This window comes from Streptomyces sp. NPDC031265, assembly GCF_055570295.1.
Genome location: NZ_JBVIHM010000007.1, coordinates 116,482 through 136,101 on the forward strand (window position 1 = coordinate 116,482; position 19,620 = coordinate 136,101).

At 72.0% G+C, this 19,620-nt stretch carries 20 protein-coding genes; 8 read left to right on the forward strand and 12 right to left on the reverse strand.

Annotation, left to right across the window (positions count from 1 at the left end; genetic code table 11):
• Nucleotides 1–64: 64 nt before the first annotated feature.
• Entirely contained in the window at nucleotides 65–253 is a 189-nt protein-coding gene (locus tag ACZ499_RS13740) for a hypothetical protein (protein ID WP_468674731.1), read from the forward strand.
• Nucleotides 254–269: 16 nt separating this feature from the next.
• Here ACZ499_RS13740 and ACZ499_RS13745 read toward each other — a convergent pair whose 3' ends face one another.
• The 10 genes from ACZ499_RS13745 to ACZ499_RS13790 all read right to left on the reverse strand — a co-directional run bounded on the left by ACZ499_RS13745 (nucleotide 270) and on the right by ACZ499_RS13790 (nucleotide 11,320).
• Complete coding sequence (locus ACZ499_RS13745) at nucleotides 270–1,382, reverse strand: alpha/beta hydrolase (RefSeq protein WP_468674733.1); 1,113 nt, start codon at nucleotides 1,380–1,382, stop codon at nucleotides 270–272.
• 282 nt (nucleotides 1,383–1,664) lie between these two features.
• On the reverse strand, nucleotides 1,665–2,606 hold the full coding sequence (locus ACZ499_RS13750; RefSeq protein WP_468674735.1) for an L-tyrosine/L-tryptophan isonitrile synthase family protein: 942 nt from the start codon (nucleotides 2,604–2,606) through the stop codon (nucleotides 1,665–1,667).
• Nucleotides 2,607–2,726: 120 nt separating this feature from the next.
• Entirely contained in the window at nucleotides 2,727–3,986 is a 1,260-nt protein-coding gene (locus ACZ499_RS13755) for a cytochrome P450 family protein (RefSeq protein WP_468674738.1), read from the reverse strand.
• Between the two features lie 12 nt (nucleotides 3,987–3,998).
• Nucleotides 3,999–5,849 carry an asparagine synthase (glutamine-hydrolyzing) gene (gene asnB / locus ACZ499_RS13760; RefSeq protein ID WP_468674739.1) on the reverse strand — a complete coding sequence of 617 codons (1,851 nt, stop codon included), beginning with the start codon at nucleotides 5,847–5,849 and terminating at the stop codon, nucleotides 3,999–4,001.
• Nucleotides 5,850–5,883: 34 nt separating this feature from the next.
• Nucleotides 5,884–7,266 carry an MFS transporter gene (locus ACZ499_RS13765; RefSeq protein WP_468674741.1) on the reverse strand — a complete coding sequence of 461 codons (1,383 nt, stop codon included), beginning with the start codon at nucleotides 7,264–7,266 and terminating at the stop codon, nucleotides 5,884–5,886.
• The gene (locus ACZ499_RS13770) at nucleotides 7,263–8,060 is read right to left on the reverse strand and encodes an ABC transporter ATP-binding protein (RefSeq protein WP_468675023.1); all 798 of its coding nucleotides are present in this window, start codon (nucleotides 8,058–8,060) and stop codon (nucleotides 7,263–7,265) included. Before ACZ499_RS13770 ends, ACZ499_RS13765 begins: the two co-directional genes overlap by 4 nt.
• A 32-nt stretch (nucleotides 8,061–8,092) precedes the next feature.
• Nucleotides 8,093–9,157 carry a FecCD family ABC transporter permease gene (locus tag ACZ499_RS13775; protein WP_468674743.1) on the reverse strand — a complete coding sequence of 355 codons (1,065 nt, stop codon included), beginning with the start codon at nucleotides 9,155–9,157 and terminating at the stop codon, nucleotides 8,093–8,095.
• 15 nt (nucleotides 9,158–9,172) lie between these two features.
• The gene (locus ACZ499_RS13780; RefSeq protein WP_468674745.1) at nucleotides 9,173–10,255 is read right to left on the reverse strand and encodes an ABC transporter substrate-binding protein; all 1,083 of its coding nucleotides are present in this window, start codon (nucleotides 10,253–10,255) and stop codon (nucleotides 9,173–9,175) included.
• Between the two features lie 349 nt (nucleotides 10,256–10,604).
• The gene (locus ACZ499_RS13785) at nucleotides 10,605–10,847 is read right to left on the reverse strand and encodes a hypothetical protein (RefSeq protein ID WP_468674747.1); all 243 of its coding nucleotides are present in this window, start codon (nucleotides 10,845–10,847) and stop codon (nucleotides 10,605–10,607) included.
• A 155-nt stretch (nucleotides 10,848–11,002) separates the two neighbouring features.
• The gene (locus tag ACZ499_RS13790; RefSeq protein WP_468674749.1) at nucleotides 11,003–11,320 is read right to left on the reverse strand and encodes a hypothetical protein; all 318 of its coding nucleotides are present in this window, start codon (nucleotides 11,318–11,320) and stop codon (nucleotides 11,003–11,005) included.
• A 436-nt stretch (nucleotides 11,321–11,756) separates the two neighbouring features.
• Between ACZ499_RS13790 and ACZ499_RS13795 the strand changes: the two genes are divergently transcribed.
• Nucleotides 11,757–12,296, forward strand: a complete 540-nt coding sequence (locus tag ACZ499_RS13795; protein ID WP_468674751.1) for an RICIN domain-containing protein — start codon at nucleotides 11,757–11,759, stop codon at nucleotides 12,294–12,296.
• 36 nt (nucleotides 12,297–12,332) lie between these two features.
• On the opposite strand, the gene ACZ499_RS13800 is transcribed toward ACZ499_RS13795, so the two are convergent.
• The gene (locus ACZ499_RS13800) at nucleotides 12,333–13,172 is read right to left on the reverse strand and encodes an alpha/beta fold hydrolase (RefSeq protein ID WP_468674752.1); all 840 of its coding nucleotides are present in this window, start codon (nucleotides 13,170–13,172) and stop codon (nucleotides 12,333–12,335) included.
• A gap of 223 nt (nucleotides 13,173–13,395) precedes the next feature.
• On the opposite strand from ACZ499_RS13800, the gene ACZ499_RS13805 reads away from it, so the two are divergent.
• The 6 genes from ACZ499_RS13805 (at nucleotide 13,396) to ACZ499_RS13830 (ending at nucleotide 18,902) form a co-directional block, all read left to right on the forward strand.
• Nucleotides 13,396–14,541 (forward strand): hypothetical protein, encoded by a 1,146-nt coding sequence (locus ACZ499_RS13805; protein ID WP_468674754.1) that lies wholly within the window; start codon nucleotides 13,396–13,398, stop codon nucleotides 14,539–14,541.
• Nucleotides 14,542–14,595: 54 nt separating this feature from the next.
• Nucleotides 14,596–15,714 carry a DUF5937 family protein gene (locus ACZ499_RS13810; RefSeq protein WP_468674756.1) on the forward strand — a complete coding sequence of 373 codons (1,119 nt, stop codon included), beginning with the start codon at nucleotides 14,596–14,598 and terminating at the stop codon, nucleotides 15,712–15,714.
• Between the two features lie 354 nt (nucleotides 15,715–16,068).
• Nucleotides 16,069–16,272 carry a cold-shock protein gene (locus tag ACZ499_RS13815; RefSeq protein ID WP_190093980.1) on the forward strand — a complete coding sequence of 68 codons (204 nt, stop codon included), beginning with the start codon at nucleotides 16,069–16,071 and terminating at the stop codon, nucleotides 16,270–16,272.
• 253 nt (nucleotides 16,273–16,525) lie between these two features.
• Nucleotides 16,526–17,998: a DEAD/DEAH box helicase gene (locus ACZ499_RS13820; RefSeq protein WP_468674758.1), complete on the forward strand. Its 1,473-nt coding sequence runs from the start codon at nucleotides 16,526–16,528 to the stop codon at nucleotides 17,996–17,998.
• Nucleotides 17,999–18,085: 87 nt separating this feature from the next.
• A complete protein-coding gene (locus ACZ499_RS13825; protein WP_468674760.1) occupies nucleotides 18,086–18,394 on the forward strand; it encodes an SCO5918 family protein in 309 nt (102 codons plus the stop codon).
• 136 nt (nucleotides 18,395–18,530) lie between these two features.
• Nucleotides 18,531–18,902, forward strand: a complete 372-nt coding sequence (locus ACZ499_RS13830) for a helix-turn-helix domain-containing protein (RefSeq protein WP_468410468.1) — start codon at nucleotides 18,531–18,533, stop codon at nucleotides 18,900–18,902.
• On the opposite strand, the gene ACZ499_RS13835 is transcribed toward ACZ499_RS13830, so the two are convergent.
• Nucleotides 18,894–19,493, reverse strand: coding sequence for a TetR/AcrR family transcriptional regulator (locus ACZ499_RS13835; RefSeq protein ID WP_468674762.1), 600 nt, complete (start codon nucleotides 19,491–19,493; stop codon nucleotides 18,894–18,896). The genes ACZ499_RS13830 and ACZ499_RS13835 overlap by 9 nt on opposite strands.
• Between the last annotated feature and the right edge of the window lie 127 nt (nucleotides 19,494–19,620).

A 19,620-nucleotide genomic window follows, 5' to 3' on the forward strand; every position in this document is an offset into this window, starting at 1 on the left:
GTTATGGACGCACACCCGCGAGTTCGGCTACGAGCCCCCTTCGGAAAGCTCGAACCCACGGCCTTTGCACATCGTCTACATCTCCGTCGTCGGCGCCGACACCGTCCCCCTCGGCTACTTCCAGGCCAAGCTCGGCGCCGAGCGGGCCGTCGAGGAGTCCGGGGCCTACCGTGCCGGGGCCTACCGCTCCCTCGACAACGCCGTCGTGGGGGCGCGGACCTGGGAGGACTTCCTGGCGGAGAAGGTCGCCTGACGAAGGCCCTGGACCCTCACCCCGCCCGCAGCCGCCCGCCCAGCCACCCCAGCGCCGGCGGAATCTCCCGCCGCCACGTGTTGAAGTTGTGGCCGCCCGTGTCCAGGGTGATCGACGAGACGTGCGCGGGGCTGCGTACCTTCGCGATGAACTGCTGCGTCGCCCGGTAGTTGGTCTCGCCGTGCTTCGACGTCGTGACCAGGAACGACGAGTTGCCCTGCGGCAGGTGGTCCAGGCTCCACAGCAGGTTGGCGCGCTTCTGCTCCTGCTTGTTGCCGTGGAAGAGGTCGCCGGAGTCGCGGTCCACCTCCGCGTTGTAGTCGGCGGACAGACCCACCCCGGCGGCGTACGCCTCGGGGTGCTGGAGGGCGAGCTTCAGGGCGCAGTAGCCGCCGGTGGAGTCGCCGATGAAGCCCCAGTTACGGGGGGCGGTGCCCACCCGGAACGTACCCGAGATCGCCTTCGGCAGGTCCTTGGCGAAGAACGTCTCCGTCTGCGGTCCGCCGGGGATGTCGACGCACTGGGTGTTGCGCGGCGGCGCCACCGTCGGCCGCATCATCACCAGGATCATCGGCTGCATCTTCTTCTGCTTGACCTGCATCCACGCCGTCTTGGGGTAGCGCAGCCCCTTGAGCAGGTTCTCGGCGGTGCCGGGGAAGCCGGTGAGGACGACGGCGGCGGGGAACTTCCTGTGCGCGTACTCCTTCTGGAAGTACTCCGGCGGCAGATACACGTACGCCGGGCTGACGATCCGCGACCGCTCGCCCTGCACGGAGATCTTCTGCACCTCGCCGCTGAGGTGGGGCGTCCCGGACCCCGGAACGGGGACCTCCTCCTTGGCCACGAGCTTCACACCCGGGTTGCCGATGGCCTGCGTGCCGAGCACCCCCACACCGGTCTGCTGTCCGAACAGGTCCGCCCACGACCCGTAGAAGAGGAACGTCCTGTTCGCCGCCAGTCCCACCGACGAGAACAGCAGCACCTGGATCGCCAGAACCAGACCCACCCGGCCCACGACCGGCACCCATCCCCGCCGCGCCAGGAACGGCCACAGCCAGATCGTCGCGGCGAACAGCAGCACCGTGCAGATCACGGCCAGCAGCAGAACGGTGGTACTTGTCAGGCCCATGAACCGTGAAGACTCTCTGTCTGATGGCGGGATGCTGGATGGCGGGATGCTGGATGGCTGGATGGTGACTGGGTGTCCCTTGTGCCCAGTTCTACCGTCCTGTCGGTGCGCACCCGGGTAGATGGCGATCGCGGGCGATCCGTTCCAGCGGGCGCCGCGTGCCCGCCGCCTGCCCTGGAGTTGACCCGGCCGCCCCGCCGTCCTGGGCCGCGAGGACGCGGAGGTCGTGGTGACGGCGGCGCGGTCAGGGAGTGCGGACGAGGTACTGGCCTCGACGGAGGTCTATGGCCGGTGCTCGAAGTGGCTGGGTCGGCCGTCCCGGTGGACCAGGTGGCCGAGCCGGGCGGCCGCCGCGCTCGGCATCAGGGTCCACGTGCCGTCCGCGCGCCGCAGCGCCGCCGAGTGCCACGGGGTGGTCCAGGCATCGGGCGCGTCCAGCAGGCGGATGCCGAACTTGGCGGCTCCGACCGGCTGCGGATGGATGGACAGGCGCACCGCGCGGGCGTGGTGGTCGGCGATCAGGTCGCCCCAGGCACGGCTGCGCTGGATGACGCCGTACGCCCGTACGCGGCACTCCCGTTGGAGCGCCGACCGCGTTCCGGTGAAACCGGCCGTGTCCTCCACCAGGAAGCGGGTGATGCCCCGGTACAGGGCGAGGGTCTGCTCGTCCGTACGGACCTCGGCGCGCAGGGCCTCCACGCTCGGGGCGTAGCGGTCGTGGACGTGGGTGCGTTTGGCGGTGTGCGACAAATCGCCGAGTACGTCGCGCAGGTCGAAGACGGAGAGCCGGTCGAGGCCCGACGCGGCGATGAGCGTGCGCAGTTCGTCGGCGTACGCGTCGATGTGGTCGTCGGGGACGTGGACGAGGTCCCCGAAGACATGGCCGTCGGAGCAGATGACGATACGGGCCCCCGGTGGGTATATCCGGCCGATGTCTCTGCACAGGGAGTCGAGGAAGCGGAGCGAGAGACGTTCGCCCTGGTCGGGGAGGTGGCCGAGGACCTTGGCCGGGTTGGGGGACTTGCAGGGGAAGCCGGGGAGGGTGAAGACGATGGGGGCTCCGGCTCGTACGTAGGCCGATATGTGGCGTAGTTGGTGGGGGAACGCCTCTGCGTGCGTAGTGGGCCCGAGGTGGTCCGTCGTGCGGTGGTGTGGCAGCAGCAGGTTGAGGATCGCGGCGCTCAGGCTCGTGGAGACGGGGTCCGGCGCGGTCGTCAGCGGCATGGGGTTTCTCCATGAGGGTGAGGGCGGGGTGCCTGTGGGCACGGCGGTATGGCGCCTCGGCCGTATGCCGGGCGCCGTAGTACGGGCGAGGTGGATCCCCCGGGGCCGGGGGATCAGGTGTCAGACTCGGTGCTCGTACGCCACCGGCAACCGCGCCGTCCCCCGCCCCAGCACCGCCTGGATCCACTCCAGGTCCTCGTCCGCGACGGCGAGGCGCAGCCCGGGCAGCCGGGTCAGCACCGTGCCCAGGGCGATCTGGAGTTCGGCCCGGGCCAGCGCGGCGCCGGGGCAGAAGTGGATGCCGTGGCCGAAGGCGAGGTGGGGGTTGGGGGAGCGGTCCAGGTCGAGCGCGTCGGGGTCCTCGAAGCGGCGCGGGTCGCGGTTGGCGGCGCACAGGGAGACGATCACGGAGTCCCCGGCGGGTACGACCGTGCCGTGCAGGTCGCTGTCCTCGGCGAGGAAACGCCAGGTGGTGAGCTCGAAGGCGCTGTCGTAGCGCAGGAGTTCCTCGACCGCGCGGGGCAGCAGCGCCGGGTCGTCGCGCAGCCGGGCCAGCTGGCCCGGGTGGCGCAGCAGCGCGATCAGCGCGGTGGTGATCTGGTTGGTGACCGGCTCCTGGCCCGCGACCAGGAGCTGGAAGATCATGGAGTCGAGCTCTTCGCGGGTCAGTTCGCCCTCGTCGCGGGCCACCACCAGCCGGCTGAGCAGGTCGTCGTCCGCGTGCTCGCGCTTGTGGGCGACGACCTCGGCTATGTAGCTCTGCAGGCCGTGCAGCCGCGCCTCGTACATCGGCCGCCCCGGGTCGGTGGGGCCGACCGGCTGGACGACCTTGCCCCAGTCGCGGTCGAAGCGGGCGGCCAGCGAAGCCGGGAGGCCGATGGTCTCCGCGAGGACCTGGAAGGGGAAGTGGGCGGCGAAGCCCGCGACGAGGTCGGCGGGGCCCGCCTCGGGCAGCGCGTCGACGAGGGCGTCGGCCAGCTCCTGGAAGCGGGGCCGCAGCGCGTCGACGCGGCGCGGGGTGAACGCGTCCGTCACGAAGCGCCGCATCCGGGTGTGCCTCGGCGGGTCCTGGTGCAGGAGGTGGACCTGGAGCTGCGAGTGCTGCGGCTCGGGCATGATCGAGGCGCGGGCCCGCCAGCGGTCGTTGCCCCGGTCGTGGTTCTTGCCCAGGCGCTCGTCGTTGAGGGCGGAGTGTGCGGCCTCGTACCCGGTGACGAGCCAGGCGTTCACCCCGCTGGGGAACAGGACCCGGTGGATCGGGCCTTCCTCGCGCATCTGCTCGTACAGAGGGTACGGATCGCGCTTGTACGGGCAGCCCATGAGCGGGACGGGCTCGGCGACATCCCCACCGGCGACCGGCAGCGGTTCCTGGATGGTCATGAAAGGCGCTCCTCAGAGGGCGAGTTCGGGCTGGTGGTGCTCCAGCCACAGGGCGAGGTCGACGACGCGTTCGAGGCGGAGGCGGTGGCCCCACTGCAACTGCTCGGGCGGGGTGTCGAGGCAGGGCTTGATGAGGGTCTCGTCGGCGAGGTCGCGGACCCGGCCGCCGTACGCGTTCAGCGCGTCGCGGGCCATGTTCTGCAGCCCGCGGTTGTAGTCGGGGTGGTGGGTGGCCGGATAGTGGTTCTTGGGCCGCCACAGCACCGACTCCGGGGCGAGGCCCGCGCCCGCCGCGCGCAGCAGGCTCTTCTCGCGGCCGTCGAAGCTCTTCAGCGCCCACGGGGTGGCGAAGGCGTACTCGACGAGGCGGTGGTCGCAGTAGGGCACCCGGACCTCCAGGCCCTGCGCCATGCTGAGGCGGTCCTTGCGGTGCAGGAGCTGGCGAAGCCAGCGGGTCAGCGACAGGTGCTGCATCTCGCGCTGGCGGTGCTCCTCGGGGCTCTCGCCGTCGGCGTGCGGCACGGCGGCCAGCGCGGCGCGATACGTATCGTCGCGGAACTCCCCGATGCGCAGGCCGAGATCCGGGTTGAGCGGCATCGCGGCCTCGTCGCCGGTGACCAGGAGCCAGGGGAAGGTGTTCGCGGCCAGCGCCTTGGGGTTGTGGAACCAGGGGTAGCCGCCGAACACCTCGTCGGCCGCCTCCCCGGACAGGGCGACGGTGGAGTGGCGGCGTATCTCCCCGAAGAGGAGATACAGCGAGGTGTCCATGTCGCCGACGCCGATGGGTGAGTCGCGGGCGACCACGACCGCCGTGCGGTGCTCGGGGTCGAGCAGGGCGCGCGGGTCGAGGACGACCGTGCTGTGGTCGGTGCCGATGTGGGCGCCCGCCTCGATGGCGTACGGGGTGTCGTGGCCGGTGCGCAGCACATCGCCGGTGAACTGCTCGGCCTGGTCGCTGTAGTCGACGGCGTACGAGCGGATACGGGCCTCCGGGCCCTCGCGCAGCCGCAGTTCGTCGGCGAGCAGGGCGGTCAGGACGGTGGAGTCGATGCCGCCGGACAGCAGGCTGCACAGCGGGACGTCGGCCTCCAGCTGGGCGCGGGCGGCCCCGCTCACCAGGTGGTGGACGCGGTCGACGGCGGTGTCCCGGTCGTCGCCGTGCACCCCGGCTTCCAGCTGCCAGTAGCGGCGCTCGCGGATGCCGCCCCGGTCGAGGACGAGCAGACCGCCAGGCTCGACCTCCCGTACGCCCGACCACACCGTGGGGCCGGTGTTGAAGAGCAGGCTGTACGCCTCGCGCAGGCCGTCCGCGTCCACCCGGGGGTGGAGCTCCGGGTGGGAGAAGAGGGCCTTGGGCTCGGAGGCGAAGGCCAGGCCGCCGTCGACGGCCGCCCAGAACAGGGGTTTGACGCCGAGCCGGTCGCGGACGAGGAGCAGGCGCTGCTCGCGCGCGTCCCATACGGCGAAGGCGAACATGCCGTCCAGGTGGTCGGCGAGCGACTCGCCCCACTGGGCGTAGGCGCGCAGCACCACCTCGGTGTCGCTGCGGGTGTGGAAGGTGTGCCCCAACCGGCTCAGTTCCGCGCGCAGTTGGTGGTGGTTGTAGACCTCGCCGCTGTAGGAGAGGACGGCGGTGGGGGCGTCGGGCCGGTCGGGCATCGGCTGGACGCCGCCCGCCAGGTCGATGACGGACAGACGCCGGTGGCCGATCGCGGCGTGCTCGTCGAGCCAGACGCCGCCCGCGTCGGGGCCGCGCGGGGTGAGCGCTGCGGTCATGGCCTCGATGACGCGGGCCCGGTCGCGGGTGCCACGGGTGCCACGGGTGCCACGGTGGAAGGACACCCAGCCGGTGATTCCGCACATGGGGCAAACTCCAGGGTCAGGGTCAGGGTCAGGGTCAGGGTTGGGGTTGGGTGGCGGGCACCGGGTCGGTGCTCTGCGCCTTCAGGGGGAGCCGGACGGGCACGGCCAGCAGGGGCACGGCCAGGCAGGCGGCGACGGCGGCGAGCGCGAGCCCGGCCCGTACGCCCTCGCCGTCCCCGGCAAGCCCCCACGCGGCGGTGGCCAGGGCCGGGCCGAGGGTGAAGCCGAGGCTGCGGGCGAGCTGCACGGCCGAGCCGACGGTGGCGGCCCGCTCGGGCACGGCGGCGCCCATGACCAGCGCCTGCGTGGGACCGCCGTTCAGGCCCATGCCGAGGCCCGCGAGCGCGAGGCGCCAGGCCACGTCCGGCGCGGACCAGTTGTCGCCCAGCGGGACCAGCAGCAGCAGACCGGCGGCGGTCAGTACGGCGCCCGCGGTGGCGACGGGCCGGGCGCCGTACTTGTCGGCGAGGCGTCCGCCGAGCGGTCCGGCGAGGCCCATGCCCAGTGGGAAGGCGAGCACGGTGAGCCCGGTGGAGGTGGCGCTGAAGCCGTCGTCGCGCTGGAGGTGCAGGGCGACCACGTAGTGCATGGCGGCGAATCCGGCCGCGAGGGCCAGGACCGCGCCGTGCGCCCGGTACAGCCCCGAGGCCCGCAGCGCGCCGGTCACCGGCCGCCCGCCGGGGCCGCGCAGCCACCACCACAGGGGCGGTACGGCGGCGAGCGCGCCCGCCAGCCACCACGAGCCGTGCCCGGAGGCCAGGGTCAGCGTCAGCAGCAGGACGGTGACCCCCGTACCGACGAGCAGCGCGTCGGCCGCCGAGCGCCGGTCGGGCCGGTGCAGACGCCCGTCCCTCGGCATCGCCTTGTAGGCGACGGCCATCGCCAGTACGCAGACGGGGATCTTGACGAGGAACACCGCCCGCCAGCCCAGGTGGTCCAGGAGCAGCCCGCCGAGGGCGGGCCCGGTCACCGCGCCGAGCGGGCCCAGCGTCGCGGGCACGCTCATCGCCCGCGCACGCAGCTCGGGCCGTACCGACCGCATCGCGAGCACGGGCATCAGCACGAACAGCACCGCCCCGAACGCCCCCTGCCCGACCCGGGCGGCGATCAGCCAGGCCGCCCACGGCGAGAGCGCGGCGAGCGCGCTGCACACCGCGAACCCGGAGGTCGCGGTCAGCAGGGCGGGGCGCGCGCCCACCCCGTCCAGCCAGCGGCCGACGGGCAACAGCAGCGCGACGACGGGGAGTTGGTAGCCGAGGACCGCCCACTGGGCGGTGGCGGCGGACACATCGAGGCCGCTGGAGATGTCCGCGAGGGCCACGTTGACGATGTTCATGTCGAGCATGGCGACGAAGGAGAGCAGGCCCGCGACGGCGACGAGGGACCAGCGGTCCTGGGTATCGGGTGCGCTGCTCATACCGTCACCTCCACGCCCGCGTCCGCCGGGGCCCGGTGGTCGAAGGCGATCAGCGGGTCGCCGGTCAGCGGATGGTCCACCACGGCCGCGCGCACCCCGAACACCTCGGCCATCAGCGCGGGCGTCAGCACCTCGCGGGGCGCGCCGGAGGCGACGACGCGCCCCGCGTGCAGGACGTGCAGCCGGTCGCAGACCGAGGCGGCGGCGTTGAGGTCGTGGAGCGAGACGAGGGTGGTACGCCCCTGGGCCCGCAGCAACGCGAGGAGCTCCACTTGGTGGCGTACGTCGAGGTGGTTGGTCGGCTCGTCCAGGACCAGGACGTCCGGCTGCTGGGCGAAGGCGCGGGCCAGGAGCACGCGCTGGCGCTCGCCGCCGGACAGCTCGGTGAAGCGGCGGCCCGCGTGGCCGTCCATGCCGACGTCGGCGAGGGCGCGCGCGACGATGTCCGCGTCGGTGGTGTCCTCGGCGGCGAAGGCCCGCTTGTACGGGGTGCGGCCCATGGCGACGACCTCGCGCACGCTCAGCTCGAAGTCACCGCCGCGCTCCTGCGGCAGCGCGGCGATGTGCCGGGCCGCCTGCACGGGACTCAGCTCGCGCAGATCGGTGCCGGACAGGAGCACCCGCCCGGCGGACGGCTTCAGATGTCGGTAAACGGTCCGCAGCAGCGTCGACTTGCCGCTGCCGTTAGGCCCCACCAGGCCGGTGATCTCGCCCTCGGCGGCGAGCAGATGCGCGCCGGAGACGACGGTACGGCCGCCATAGGCGACGTGCAGATCCTCGACGTCGATCCTCAGCTGAGGCTTTCCACCCGTACCCGTACTCGTACTCAACTCTCGCTCCCCAGCCGCCGGTCCAGCAGATACAGCAGCGCCGGAGCGCCGATCAGTGAGGTGACGACGCCGACGGGCAGCTCCTGCGCGTCCATGGCCGTACGGCACACGGTGTCCACGACCACCAGGAGCAGCGCGCCAAGGAGCGCGGACAGCGGCAGCAGCCTGCGGTGGTCGCCGCCGACGAGCAGCCGGCACACGTGCGGAACCATCAGCCCGACGAAGGCGATGGCCCCCGAGACGGCCACCAGGACGCCGGTCAGCACGCTGGTGACCAGGAACAGTTCGCGTCGCAGCCGTACGACGTCGATGCCGAGCCCGGCCGCCGTCTCGTCGCCCATCAGCAGCGCGTTCAGGCCCCGGGCGCGGGCCTGGAGCACCAGCAGCGCGAGCGGAACGGCGATGGCGGGAACGGCGAGCAGTGTCCACGTGGCCCCACTCAGACTGCCCATCAGCCAGAACAGCACGCTGTGGGTCTGCTGCTCGTCCCCGGCCTGGAGGACGAGGTAGCTGGTGAAGCCGGACAGGAACTGCCCGATGGCCACCCCGGCCAGGACGAGCCGGAGCGGCGCGAACCCGCCGCCGCGCCGGGCCACGGCCCACACCAGCGCGAACGTCGCGAGCGCGCCCGCGAACGCCGCGCCCGAAAGGCCGAGCCCGAGCGCCCCGCCCGCCCCCGCCCCCAGCACGATGGCGGCGACCGCGCCGAGCGAGGCGCCGTTCGAGATGCCGAGGAGGTACGGGTCGGCGAGCGGATTGCGTACGAGGGCCTGGACCGCCGTACCGACGACGCCGAGCCCGGCGCCGACGAACGCGGCGAGCAGCGCACGCGGCACCCGCAGCTGCCACACGATCAGGTCGTCGGTGCCCGGCCGGGGCGCGTCCCCGGACAGCCTGCGCCACACCACGCCCCACACCTCGCCGGGCGGGATGGAGGTCGAGCCCCAGGACACGGCGGCGGTGAGGGCGGCGAGGAGGGCGAGGGCGAGGACGGCGGCGAGGGCGCGGGCGGAGAGCGTACGGGTGCGCGAGTGCGTGGGGTCGTTCTTACGCGCAGACACCAGGGAGACCACGACTCAGCCGACCTTGCCGGGATAGAGCGTCTTGGCGATCTCCCGGACGGTGTCGGCGTTGCTGACGCCCGCGATGGTGGTCCGCTCGGAGCCGATCCGTACGAAGTGGCCTTCCTTGACGGCCTTCAGGCCCTTGGTGGCGGCGTTGTCCTGGAGCCACTTCTGCGCCTCGTCGAACGCCGCCTTGTTGGCGGACTCGCTGCCCCGGTCGCGTACGCCGAGCTGGATCCAGTCCGGGTTCTTGGCGATGACGTCTTCCCAGCCGACCTGCTTGAAGTCGCCGTCGCAGTCGGCGAAGGCGTTGCGGGCGCCCGCGAGGGTGATCACCGCGTGGGCGACCTGCCGGTTGCAGACGACGGAGGGCTGCTTGGTGCCGGCGTCGTAGTCGAAGAAGAAGTAGGTGGGCCGGGCGGCGGGGGCGGTGCCACTGACGACGCCCTGCACGGCGTCGACCGTCTTCTTCATCCCCGAGACGAGTTCCTTCGCCTTCGCTGCGGTGCCGGTGACGGCGCCGAGGGAGGTGATGTCGTCCTCGACGGCGGAGAGGTCGGTCACGGGGCTCTTGCGGTTGGACGCGCAGGCGGTGGACTTCAGATAGATGTGCTTGATCCCGGCGGCCTTGTACTCGGCGTCGGTGGGGGTGTCTCCCATGCCCCCACCCATGCCGCCCATCGAGGCGAAGGTGTCGATGTACAGATCGGCGCCGGACCCGAGGAGCTTCTCCTTCGGGATGACCATCTTGCCGAGGACCTTGACCTTCTGCGCCTGCGCGTCGAGCTCGGCGGGCAGGGTGCCCTTGCCGGGCGGGAAGCCGGTGCCGATCACCTTGTCCCCGGCGCCGAGGCGGAGCAGCAGCTCAAGTCCCGCCGCGTTACTGGTGACGATCTTCTTCGGGGCGGCGGCGAAGGTGGTCTTGGCGCCCATGCAGTCGGTGACGCCGACGGGATAGCCGGATCCGGAGACGGAGGCCCCGGCGGCGGCCGCCTTGTCCTTGTCGGCGCCCTTGTCCCCGTCCCCGTCGCCGCACCCCGCCGCGAGGAGGCCGAGCACCACGGCCGTCGTAGGCCACCACACGCGAGAACGCATCGAAACTCTCCAGGTCCACTTGGTACGCGGGCGGACCTCTGCCGCCCGGTTCCAGTAGTCGGCGCGGACTGCGGTTGAGTTCCTGGCATTTGTGATCTTCGGCGGGCAGTGCGGGACGGGGGGGCGACCGAGCGATGGCGGGGGAGCCTTCTACGCTCCGGCGGCGCCGGGGAGCGCCTCGCGCAGCGGGTGGGCCAAGATCTCCAGCCAGACACGCCGGCGAGGGTGTCACGCCATGCCGTGATGCCATCGGCGTCGCGGCACGGCTTCCGCACGGCGCGAGGCGGAGCGGTGACAAGGGGTGCTCACAAGTAGCTCCGGCCAGTGGGCTCCCCTCGGGTTACGGCCCTCAGGCGGCGACGCCGAGCTCCTTGCGGGTCCGCTGGACGAACTCGCGCACGGCCGGCTGCCGCCGCCAGGGGGCGAGGGCCGCGTTGAACTCACGCACGTAATCCTTGGCCCGCGAGGACTGGACGCGCGCGAGGATGTCGACGGACCGGTTGCCGAGTTCGAGACCGTGGTCGAGGTCGCGGGCCTGGAGGTGGGCACCTCCGACGATGGCGAGCCGCATGCCGACGGAGCGGGTGAACACCCCGGTGGCATGGCGGCGGCCTGCTGGTTCCGGCCGAGGGCGGCCTTGGCGTTCTTCGCGGTAGCTCGGCCACCAGGCCGGCTTCACCGGCTGACGCACTCCACAGCGGCCCCTCGCCCGAACCCGGGCGAGGGGCCGCCGTCTGCGTCGCACCTTCACTTCAGGTCGCGGATGGTCGCCTCGAACGCCCGGTCCATGTCCCACAGGGGTTCGAAGGTGACGTGGACGACGTGGCCGTAGGTCTGGTTGTGGAACATCTGGTAGCGCCCGAAGGCCTCGGGGTCCTCCACTTCGATCAGCGCGTACCCGCCCCATCCGGTGCCGTACGTCTGGTGGTGCACGACGCCGCTGTCGACATCGCCCCAGTTGCCCGACCGGGCGAACGCTTTGAAGCCTTCGCTCCACGCCTCATCGAGTGCAGGCTTGGTGACGCCTTCGCTGTAGACGAAACGCTGAAGATACTTTTGCCCCATCGACCCACTCCTGCTCCCTGCCCCGGGCAGCCCTTACGCATCGCCCTTGGTGGTCGCAAGATAGCCAGGACCCATCCACGTGCCGCCGCATCTCACCCGGTCGATGGCGTGTTTGAAACCCTTGTCGTACGAGTAGGACGCCGGCTGACGGCGATCTTTGGAAACGGGTCCGGTCGGATTTTCATGACGGTCACGATCGTCGGCCCGGCGGCTTACGTTTGACGGCGGGAATGCCCTGGTCATGGGTGTTCTGTCCGGGGTGAAGGACGTGCTGCTCCCGAACGCTGGGGCTCATGCGGTTGCATGAACGGCTCCTCGCCCTGGCACCGCCCGCGACCGCGTTGGCGCCCCGTTAGCGGGCTGTTGGAGACGGCTGTGACGATTCCCCCCGGGTCGGCGACGAGCCGCATCTCACCCACTCGACAACGGGGGACACATGAAAATTCTCAAGACCGCGCTGATGACGGCGTCCGCCCTCGCCATGGCCGCCGGGATGACGCTGTCGTCCTCGGCGACGGCCTCGGCCACGTCGACGAACGAGTTCGTGAACCAGAACGGCAACCACTGCCTGGCCATCGACATGGGCATGGAGTACCAGAACATCGCGATCATGTGGACCTGCAACCACAACCCCGACCAGCAGTGGCACCGCGCTGACTACAAGGGCAGCGACGGCGGCGGGGACTACTACGAGATCAAGAACGGCTACGGCCAGTGTCTCGGTACGTGGCAGGGCGCGACCGGGAACGGCACGACCGTCGTCGGCTGGGACTGCAACGGGAACCCGGACCAGCAGTGGTACTTCGACACCGTCTCCAGCGACCCGCGGTACTCCGCGATCCGCAGCCACGCGGCCTGGGCCAACGACGACGGCAACAAGTGCCTCGCCCAGTACAACGGCAGCGGCGACGGCGCGCCGGTCGTCATCTGGGACTGCAACGGCAACAGCGACCAGCACTGGATGCGGGTCGGCTGACATCCGTAAGGGTGAGCGGGCGGGCCACCCGCCCGCTCACCGGCCCGCCAGCGCCGCCCGCAGCAGCCCCGCGAACTCCCCCGGCCACCTCGCGTACCCGACATGCCCCCCGGGGAACTCCAGGAGCCGCCGCCCGAGCCGTTCGGCCAGGACCTCGGCCGGGCGGTGCACGGCCTGCGTACGGGAGTCACGGCCCCCGGCGACGGCGATGCGGTCCGCCAGCGGGGCGAGGGCGGCGACGTCGGGGAGGAAGTGGGTGGAGGGGCGCAGCATGTGGGCCAGGAAGAACGCCGTGTTGTCGTGCTCCTCGGGCAGCTCCGGGGCCGGGCGGCCGCCGAAGAGCACGCTGAACTCGGCCATGGCCGCCCCGACCCCCTCCCGGCGGAACGTCTCGTACACCCCCTCGATGAACGCGAGCCGCTCCGCCGCGTCCGGCAGCAGCCCGAACGCGGGCGGCTCGTGCACCACCAGCGCGGCGATCCGCTCCGGGTGGCGCCGGGCGAGTTCGAGCGCGGTCAGCCCGCCCGAGCAGCTGCCGAACACCCGCACCGGCCCACCGCCCGGCGACAGCCGTTCAAGCAGGCGGTACGCGTCGTCGGCGTGCACCTCGATGCGCTGGTCGACGGGTGGGCCGTCGAGGGTGCTTCGGGAGTTGCCCCGCGGGTCGACGGTGACGACGCGGTGGTCGGCCGCGAGCACGGCGGCGAGCCGGTCGAAGACGGCGGCGTCGGAGTTGCCGCCGCAGAGAAGGAGCAGCAGGGGCCCTGTGCCGCTCACTTCGTAGTGCAGGGTCGCCCCCGGCACGGCGAGCGCGCCGACCTCGGGCCGGGTCCAGGGCGCGGTTTCCGTCTCCGTCTCCGGTTCCGGTTCCCTCACCGTATCCGTCTCCAGCGGGTCCATAGCGCTCGCGCTCCAAGGGGGGAAGTGGCGGACGGCATGGACGGGTTGCGTGCTGCGCAAGTGCTGCGCAAGTGCTGCGCCATACGCCTCTGCGTTACGGAAGGTGACTCATCGTAGCGATCCGGGGTATCGTCCGCCAGGGCGCCCCCGCACCGCACCCCACCGGCCCAGCCCCCAACTCCCCTCCGGAGCAGCCGACATGGCCGACCGCCTCCCCGCCCCCGGCCCCCGCCTGCTGCTCAGCGCCCAGGCCTTCGGCTTCGGACCGGCCGCCGCGACGGCCATCCTCGCCGAGGAGCTGGCCCTGCTCGGCTGCGTACTCGACTACGTCGGCGAGGGCCACACCCTCGACCTCCAGCGCATCCCGCCCTACCGCGCGATCCACGACTGGACGGATCTGCCCGAGGGCGAACGGCTGGCCCGACTACGTCGACGGGCGCCCCACTACGACCTGTTCGTCACGGCCATGGACTTCCCCGCCGCCGCCCTCGCCCGCCGCGCCGGACTGGACGTGGCCGTCTACGACGCGCTCACCTGGTTCTGGCCCGAGATCCCCGCCGTCGCCCACGACACCGGGCTGTACCTCGCCCAGGACTTCTTCGGCGTACGCGAGCGCATCGCAGCGGATCCGGCACTGCACTCGCGTGCCCTCGTCGTCCCCCCGCTCATCCCGCCCCGCCGCACCTGGCACCCGGGGCGGCACGTCCTGGTCAACCTCGGGGGACTGCACAACCCGTACTGGCAGACGTCCGACGCCGTCGCGTACGCCCGCCTGATGCTGGAGGCCGTCCGGGCCGCGCAACCGGTCGCGCGGCCCGTCGTCGCCACCGCGAGCCGCCGCGTCGCCGCCGAACTGGCCGACCCGGGCGTGGGCACGTACGACCACGCCGACGTGCTCGACCTCATGGGGAGCGCCGCGTACGCCTGTATGACCCCGGGCCTGGGCCACATCTACGACGCCGCCGCCACCGGCGTCCCCACCCTGTGGCTGCCGTCCGTCAACGAGACCCACCCCGCCCAGGCCCGCCAACTCGCCGCCCACGGCTACTGCGACGCCCACCTGGACTGGGCGGACCTCGGCCAGGCCATCGACAGCGCCGCACCCACCCCGGACTTCCTGGCCGCCGTCGGCGCCGCCGTCCGCCGGACCTCGGCCACCCCCGCCCTGCGCGAGACGCTCACCGCCCGTATCGCCAAGTCCACCGCCGGCCTCGGCCCCGCCCCGGGCCGTGCCCGGGCGCTCACCGACCGCTTCGGCCACGGCGGCACCCGGCGGGCGGCGGCCGCCCTCGTACGCCACGCGGCCGCCCGCGGCCTCCGCGGTCGGGGGTGGACGGATGATTGACGAGAACCGTCAAATCACCCTCCCCACCTGCACAGAGTCCGGCACCATAACCCCATGAGCGTGATCATCGACATCGCCGGACTGCCGCCCGAGCGCCTCGTGTTCAGCCCCGCGCCGCTGGCCGAGCTGTGCGCCGCGCTGCACGCCCTGGCCGAGCCGGGGCACCACCCGGGGCTTCACGGGTGGACGACCGCGACGAACGCGGCCCTCAAGCCCGACCTCGCGGACCGGTTGTGCGAGGCGGACTTCCTGTGGACCTCCTCCTTCTCCGACATCGCGCTGCCGTTCGCCGCGCTGCCCGACTCGCACGGCCGCCCGGGCGCCACCCTCGCCGAGGACCTGGACATGCTCGACCGGCTCGACGACGACGTGTTCGTCGACGCCGCCCTGGAGATCTCCTGCACCAGCAACTACGGCCGCGGCGGCCCCTCCCCGCTCGGCAACGCCAAGGCCCGCGCCCACGCCCTGGAACGCGCCGCCGCCCGGGGGCCCCGGCAACTCGACTTCGCCACCCGCCTCCTGGAGGACCCGCCCGCCCTGCGGGCCTGGACCCGCCGCCTCTTCGAGGACTGCGCCGAGGCGTTCTTCGACGACGTCTGGCAGCGCGTACGCGTCGAGCTCGCCGCCGACGCCCGGCACAAGACGCAGGTGCTGCGCCACAAGGGCCTGGCCGAGGCGCTGGCCGAGGTCTCGCCCGCCCTCACGCTGGCGGACGACGGGTCCCGTATCAGCGTGGACAAGCTGAGCAGCGGCCGTACGCAGGCGCTCGACCCGGCCGTGGGCCCCGGCGTCACCTTCGTCCCGTCCTCGCTGGGCTGGCCCCACCTGTGGGTGCTGCACGCGCCGCGCTGGCGCCCGGTGATCCACTACCCGGCCGCCGCGCCCCACGTGCCAGGACCGGGCTCCCTGGACCTGCTGGAGCTGCGCATGGAGGCCCTGGCCCACCCGATGCGCATCCGGATGTGCCGCTACCTGGCCCGCTCCGCGTACACCACGACCGAACTCGCGGCCGCCCACGACATCAGCGCGCCCGAGGTCTCCCGGCACATCGCGGCCCTGAAGAAGGCCGGCCTGATCACGACCCGCCGACGAGGCCGTTACGTACACCACCAGCTGGACCTGACCGTGGTCGCCCGCCTCGGCAGCGACTTCCTGGAGGGTGTGCTGCGCTGACCGCACCGGGGCGGGGCTGTCGGGGCTGTGGGCGGCGAAAATCCTCGTTCGGCGAGTGAATAAAAATCTGTTCCCGCCGTAGAAGAATTTGGCGAGAAGCGCGCTCAGAATTTCTTGTGCGACGGGCGGAAGCGAATTATTCGGCAGTGCGGGTCCCGGTATGCCGTGCTACTGTCGATCTCAGTTGCGGTTGTGGTTCCCAGAAACTTCAAGTGCCCTCGCCGTCGTCCTGCAGTCCAGGGCAAGGCGGGAGCATTTTTGTATGTCCCGGTTTTTCTCCGGGCGGGGTAATCATCGCAGTGACGCGGAGTCCGCACAGTGCGGGTTCCGGGAAATGCCCCGAAGGAGATTGACATGGCTGCTGGCACCGTGAAGTGGTTCAACGCGGAAAAGGGCTTCGGCTTCATCGAGCAGGAGGGTGGCGGCCCGGACGTGTTCGCCCACTACTCGAACATTGCCGCCCAGGGCTTCCGCGAGCTCCAGGAGGGTCAGAAGGTGACCTTCGACATCGCGCAGGGCCAGAAGGGCCCGACGGCCGAGAACATCGTTCCCGCCTGATCTTGACGCAGACGCACACGCGTCCGTCGTAGCTGGGGCCCGCACCTTGGGGTGCGGGCCCCAGCTCGTTTTGTTTCCGGGCCCCGGTCCGGCCCGTATTTCAGCGCCGCGCCGTGAGAAACGCCTCCCGGCCCGGTCCGCTCCCGCGCATCACGCATCTGATTGGCTCGTTCTTGCGATTCCCCGTGCCACCCGTGTTCCCCGGGAATTCCTTGATACGTGCCGCAGCAAGCAGCATCAAGGAAGGTTCCTCTTGAACCGCAGCACACGCACGAACGACCGCTTCACCCGCGCACGCACCGGTACGCACTCCCCGACGCGCAGCGGCCCGCGCTCCGGCTACGGCCGCCGTCCCTCCGCCCCGCAGGGCGAGTTCGCGCTCCCGGTGACGCTCACCCCCGCACTCCCGGCCGTCGAGGCCTTCGCCGACCTGGCCCTGCCCCGCCCGCTCCTGGCGGCGCTCGGCTCCCAGGGCGTCACCGTGCCGTTCCCGATCCAGGCGGCCACGCTGCCGAACTCGCTCGCGGGCCGTGACGTACTCGGCCGGGGCCGCACCGGTTCGGGCAAGACCCTCGCCTTCGGCCTCGCGCTGCTGGCCCGTACGGCAGGACAGCGCGCCGAGCCCCGCCAGCCGCTGGCGCTGGTGCTCGTCCCGACCCGCGAGCTCGCGCAGCAGGTCACCGACGCGCTCACCCCGTACGCCCGGTCGCTGAAGCTGCGCCTGACCACGGTCGTCGGCGGGATGTCGATCGGCAAGCAGGCCGGGGCGCTCCGCTCGGGCGCCGAGGTCGTCGTGGCGACGCCCGGCCGCCTCAAGGACCTCATCGAGCGCGGCGACTGCAGGCTGAACCAGGTCGGCATCACCGTCCTGGACGAGGCCGACCAGATGGCCGACATGGGCTTCATGCCCCAGGTGACCGCGCTCCTGGACCAGGTGCGCCCCGAGGGCCAGCGGATGCTGTTCTCGGCCACCCTGGACCGCAACGTCGACCTGCTGGTCCGCCGCTACCTCACGGACCCGGTGGTCCACTCCGTCGACCCGTCGGCGGGCGCGGTCACCACGATGGAGCACCACGTGCTCCACGTCCACGGCGCCGACAAGCACCAGGCGACCACCGAGATCGCCGCCCGCGACGGCCGGGTGCTGATGTTCCTGGACACCAAGCACGCCGTCGACCGGCTGACCGAGCACCTGCTCAGCAGCGGCGTACGGGCGGCCGCGCTGCACGGCGGCAAGTCCCAGCCCCAGCGCACCCGGACCCTGGCCCGGTTCAAGACCGGCCATGTGACGGTGCTGGTGGCCACCAACGTCGCGGCCCGCGGCATCCACGTCGACGACCTCGACCTGGTCGTCAACGTCGATCCGCCGTCCGACCACAAGGACTACCTGCACCGCGGCGGCCGCACCGCCCGCGCGGGTGCCTCCGGCAGCGTCGTGACCCTGGTGACCCCCAACCAGCGCCGCGACATGAGCCGCCTGATGGCGACGGCCGGGATCGTCCCCCAGACCACCCAAGTGCGCTCCGGCGACGCGGAGCTGACCCGCATCACCGGCGCCCAGGCCCCCTCGGGCATCCCGGTCACGATCACCACCCCGGTGGCGGAGCGCCCGCGCCGCAGCGCGACGGCCTCGTCCCGCGGCCGCCGAGGCCGTACGGGCCAGGAGCGCGGCGTACGCGGTACGGGGGCGGGGCAGCGCAGGCCCGGCGCGGAGGCGGCGGCCTAAACGGAGGCAGGGGCCGAGCCGGAAACGGCCCGGCCCCGAACGAGCTCCTTCTCCCCACTCCTCTCCTTAATCCTTTCTGGAGGCACCATGCGTTGCGTCATCGCCCGTTTCCCGTTCGACCTCACCAAGAGCGGGGTGGAGGCCTCGATGAAGGGCGTCAAGCCCCAGCCCGTCGAAGGCGAGTCCGTGCTCATCGGCCGCCGCCGCTACCCCGTCAAGCAGGTCGGCGAGGTCGTCACGCGCCAGGACCGCCGCGACTTCACCGCCCAAGAGGTCACCCGCGCCATGACCCTCCTCGGTTTCACGTGCCGCGCTCTCCCCGAGGCGATGCCCGCCCGCGAGCTGACGCCGCTCCAGACGGCGTCTGCACTGCTGGGCGCGTCCACCTCCGCGTAACGCACCGAGATACGGATAAGGGCCCTGCCGACGCGCGTCGGCAGGGCCCTTATCCGTGTCCCGGTGTGACAGTGGGCCCGGCCGATGCTGTTGAATTCACCGAGCCCACAGCTACATGCCGCACGACGAGGTGACAGTGACAGCAGAAAATCCGCTCGGCGACCGTCTGGACGACGACGACTACCCGGCCTACACGATGGGCCGGGCCGCCGAAATGCTCGGCACCACCCCCGCCTTCCTGCGGGCCCTGGGGGAGGCACGCCTGATCACCCCCCTCCGCTCGGAGGGCGGCCACCGCCGCTACTCCCGCTACCAGCTCCGCATCGCCGCCCGCGCCCGCGAACTCGTCGACCAGGGCACCCCCGTCGAGGCCGCCTGCCGCATCGTCATCCTGGAAGACCAGCTGGAGGAGGCGCAGCGGATCAACGCGGGGTACCGGCGCGCGGCGGCCGAGAGGGACGACGGGCCGAGCGGCGGGCCGTCCGACGGGACGACCGACTCACCCTGACGGGGGCGGAAAGCGGGTCAGGCCGTCCAGGGTGAGGTCCAGGAGCCGTTCGGCCTGCTCGCGCTGGTCCGGGGCCGCAGAGGTGAGGGCGATCCCGGCGAGCGCGGCGAACATGTCGCTGGGCCGGATGTCGGAGCGGAAGGCGCCGGCCGCGGTACCCGCTTCCATGAGCGTGGTGAGGGCGTCCTGGATCATGACGCGGCTGCGCCCGTACGGGTCGCCTCCCGAGGCGACGACGGCGCGCAGGGCGTCGGCCATGCCGAGCTTGGCGGTGGCGTAGTCGACGAAGCGGCCCATCCACGTACGCAGCGCCTCGCGCGGGGGCGCGGCCGCCAGCAGTTCGGGGACGGCGTCGCACAGACGGGCCACCTCGTTGCGGTACGCCGCCTCGATCAGGGCTTCCCGGGTCGGGAAGTTGCGGTACAGCGTGCCGGTGCCCACGCCCGCCTCTTTCGCGACGCGCTCGAAGTGGGCGTTCAGCCCCTCCTCGGTGAACACGCGCACCGCGGCAGCCAGGATCCTGTCCCGGTTGCGCTGCGCGTCGGCCCGCAGGGGGCGCTCCGGGGCTTGCGTATCCCGTTCCGGTGTCATGGGCGGCTCGGTCTCCTGGATTCTGTCGCTTGCTAAGTGGAGGCGCCTCCACTTACGGTGATGCCAGGCCGGCTAACCGGCGGCGCCTCCGTTTCTACGGTATGTCACGCGCCGCCGTCCTCTCCCC

Coding starts and splice junctions, on each gene's coding strand:
- ACZ499_RS13745 (WP_468674733.1), bottom strand. CDS start 1,382: ATGGGCCTGACAAGTACCACCGTTCTGCTGCTGGCCGTGATCTGCACG.
- ACZ499_RS13750 (WP_468674735.1), bottom strand. CDS start 2,606: ATGCCGCTGACGACCGCGCCGGACCCCGTCTCCACGAGCCTGAGCGCC.
- ACZ499_RS13755 (WP_468674738.1), bottom strand. CDS start 3,986: ATGACCATCCAGGAACCGCTGCCGGTCGCCGGTGGGGATGTCGCCGAG.
- asnB (WP_468674739.1), bottom strand. CDS start 5,849: ATGTGCGGAATCACCGGCTGGGTGTCCTTCCACCGTGGCACCCGTGGC.
- ACZ499_RS13765 (WP_468674741.1), bottom strand. CDS start 7,266: ATGAGCAGCGCACCCGATACCCAGGACCGCTGGTCCCTCGTCGCCGTC.
- ACZ499_RS13780 (WP_468674745.1), bottom strand. CDS start 10,255: ATGCGTTCTCGCGTGTGGTGGCCTACGACGGCCGTGGTGCTCGGCCTC.
- ACZ499_RS13790 (WP_468674749.1), bottom strand. CDS start 11,320: ATGGGGCAAAAGTATCTTCAGCGTTTCGTCTACAGCGAAGGCGTCACC.
- ACZ499_RS13795 (WP_468674751.1), top strand. CDS start 11,757: ATGAAAATTCTCAAGACCGCGCTGATGACGGCGTCCGCCCTCGCCATG.
- ACZ499_RS13805 (WP_468674754.1), top strand. CDS start 13,396: ATGGCCGACCGCCTCCCCGCCCCCGGCCCCCGCCTGCTGCTCAGCGCC.
- ACZ499_RS13810 (WP_468674756.1), top strand. CDS start 14,596: ATGAGCGTGATCATCGACATCGCCGGACTGCCGCCCGAGCGCCTCGTG.
- ACZ499_RS13815 (WP_190093980.1), top strand. CDS start 16,069: ATGGCTGCTGGCACCGTGAAGTGGTTCAACGCGGAAAAGGGCTTCGGC.
- ACZ499_RS13825 (WP_468674760.1), top strand. CDS start 18,086: ATGCGTTGCGTCATCGCCCGTTTCCCGTTCGACCTCACCAAGAGCGGG.
- ACZ499_RS13835 (WP_468674762.1), bottom strand. CDS start 19,493: ATGACACCGGAACGGGATACGCAAGCCCCGGAGCGCCCCCTGCGGGCC.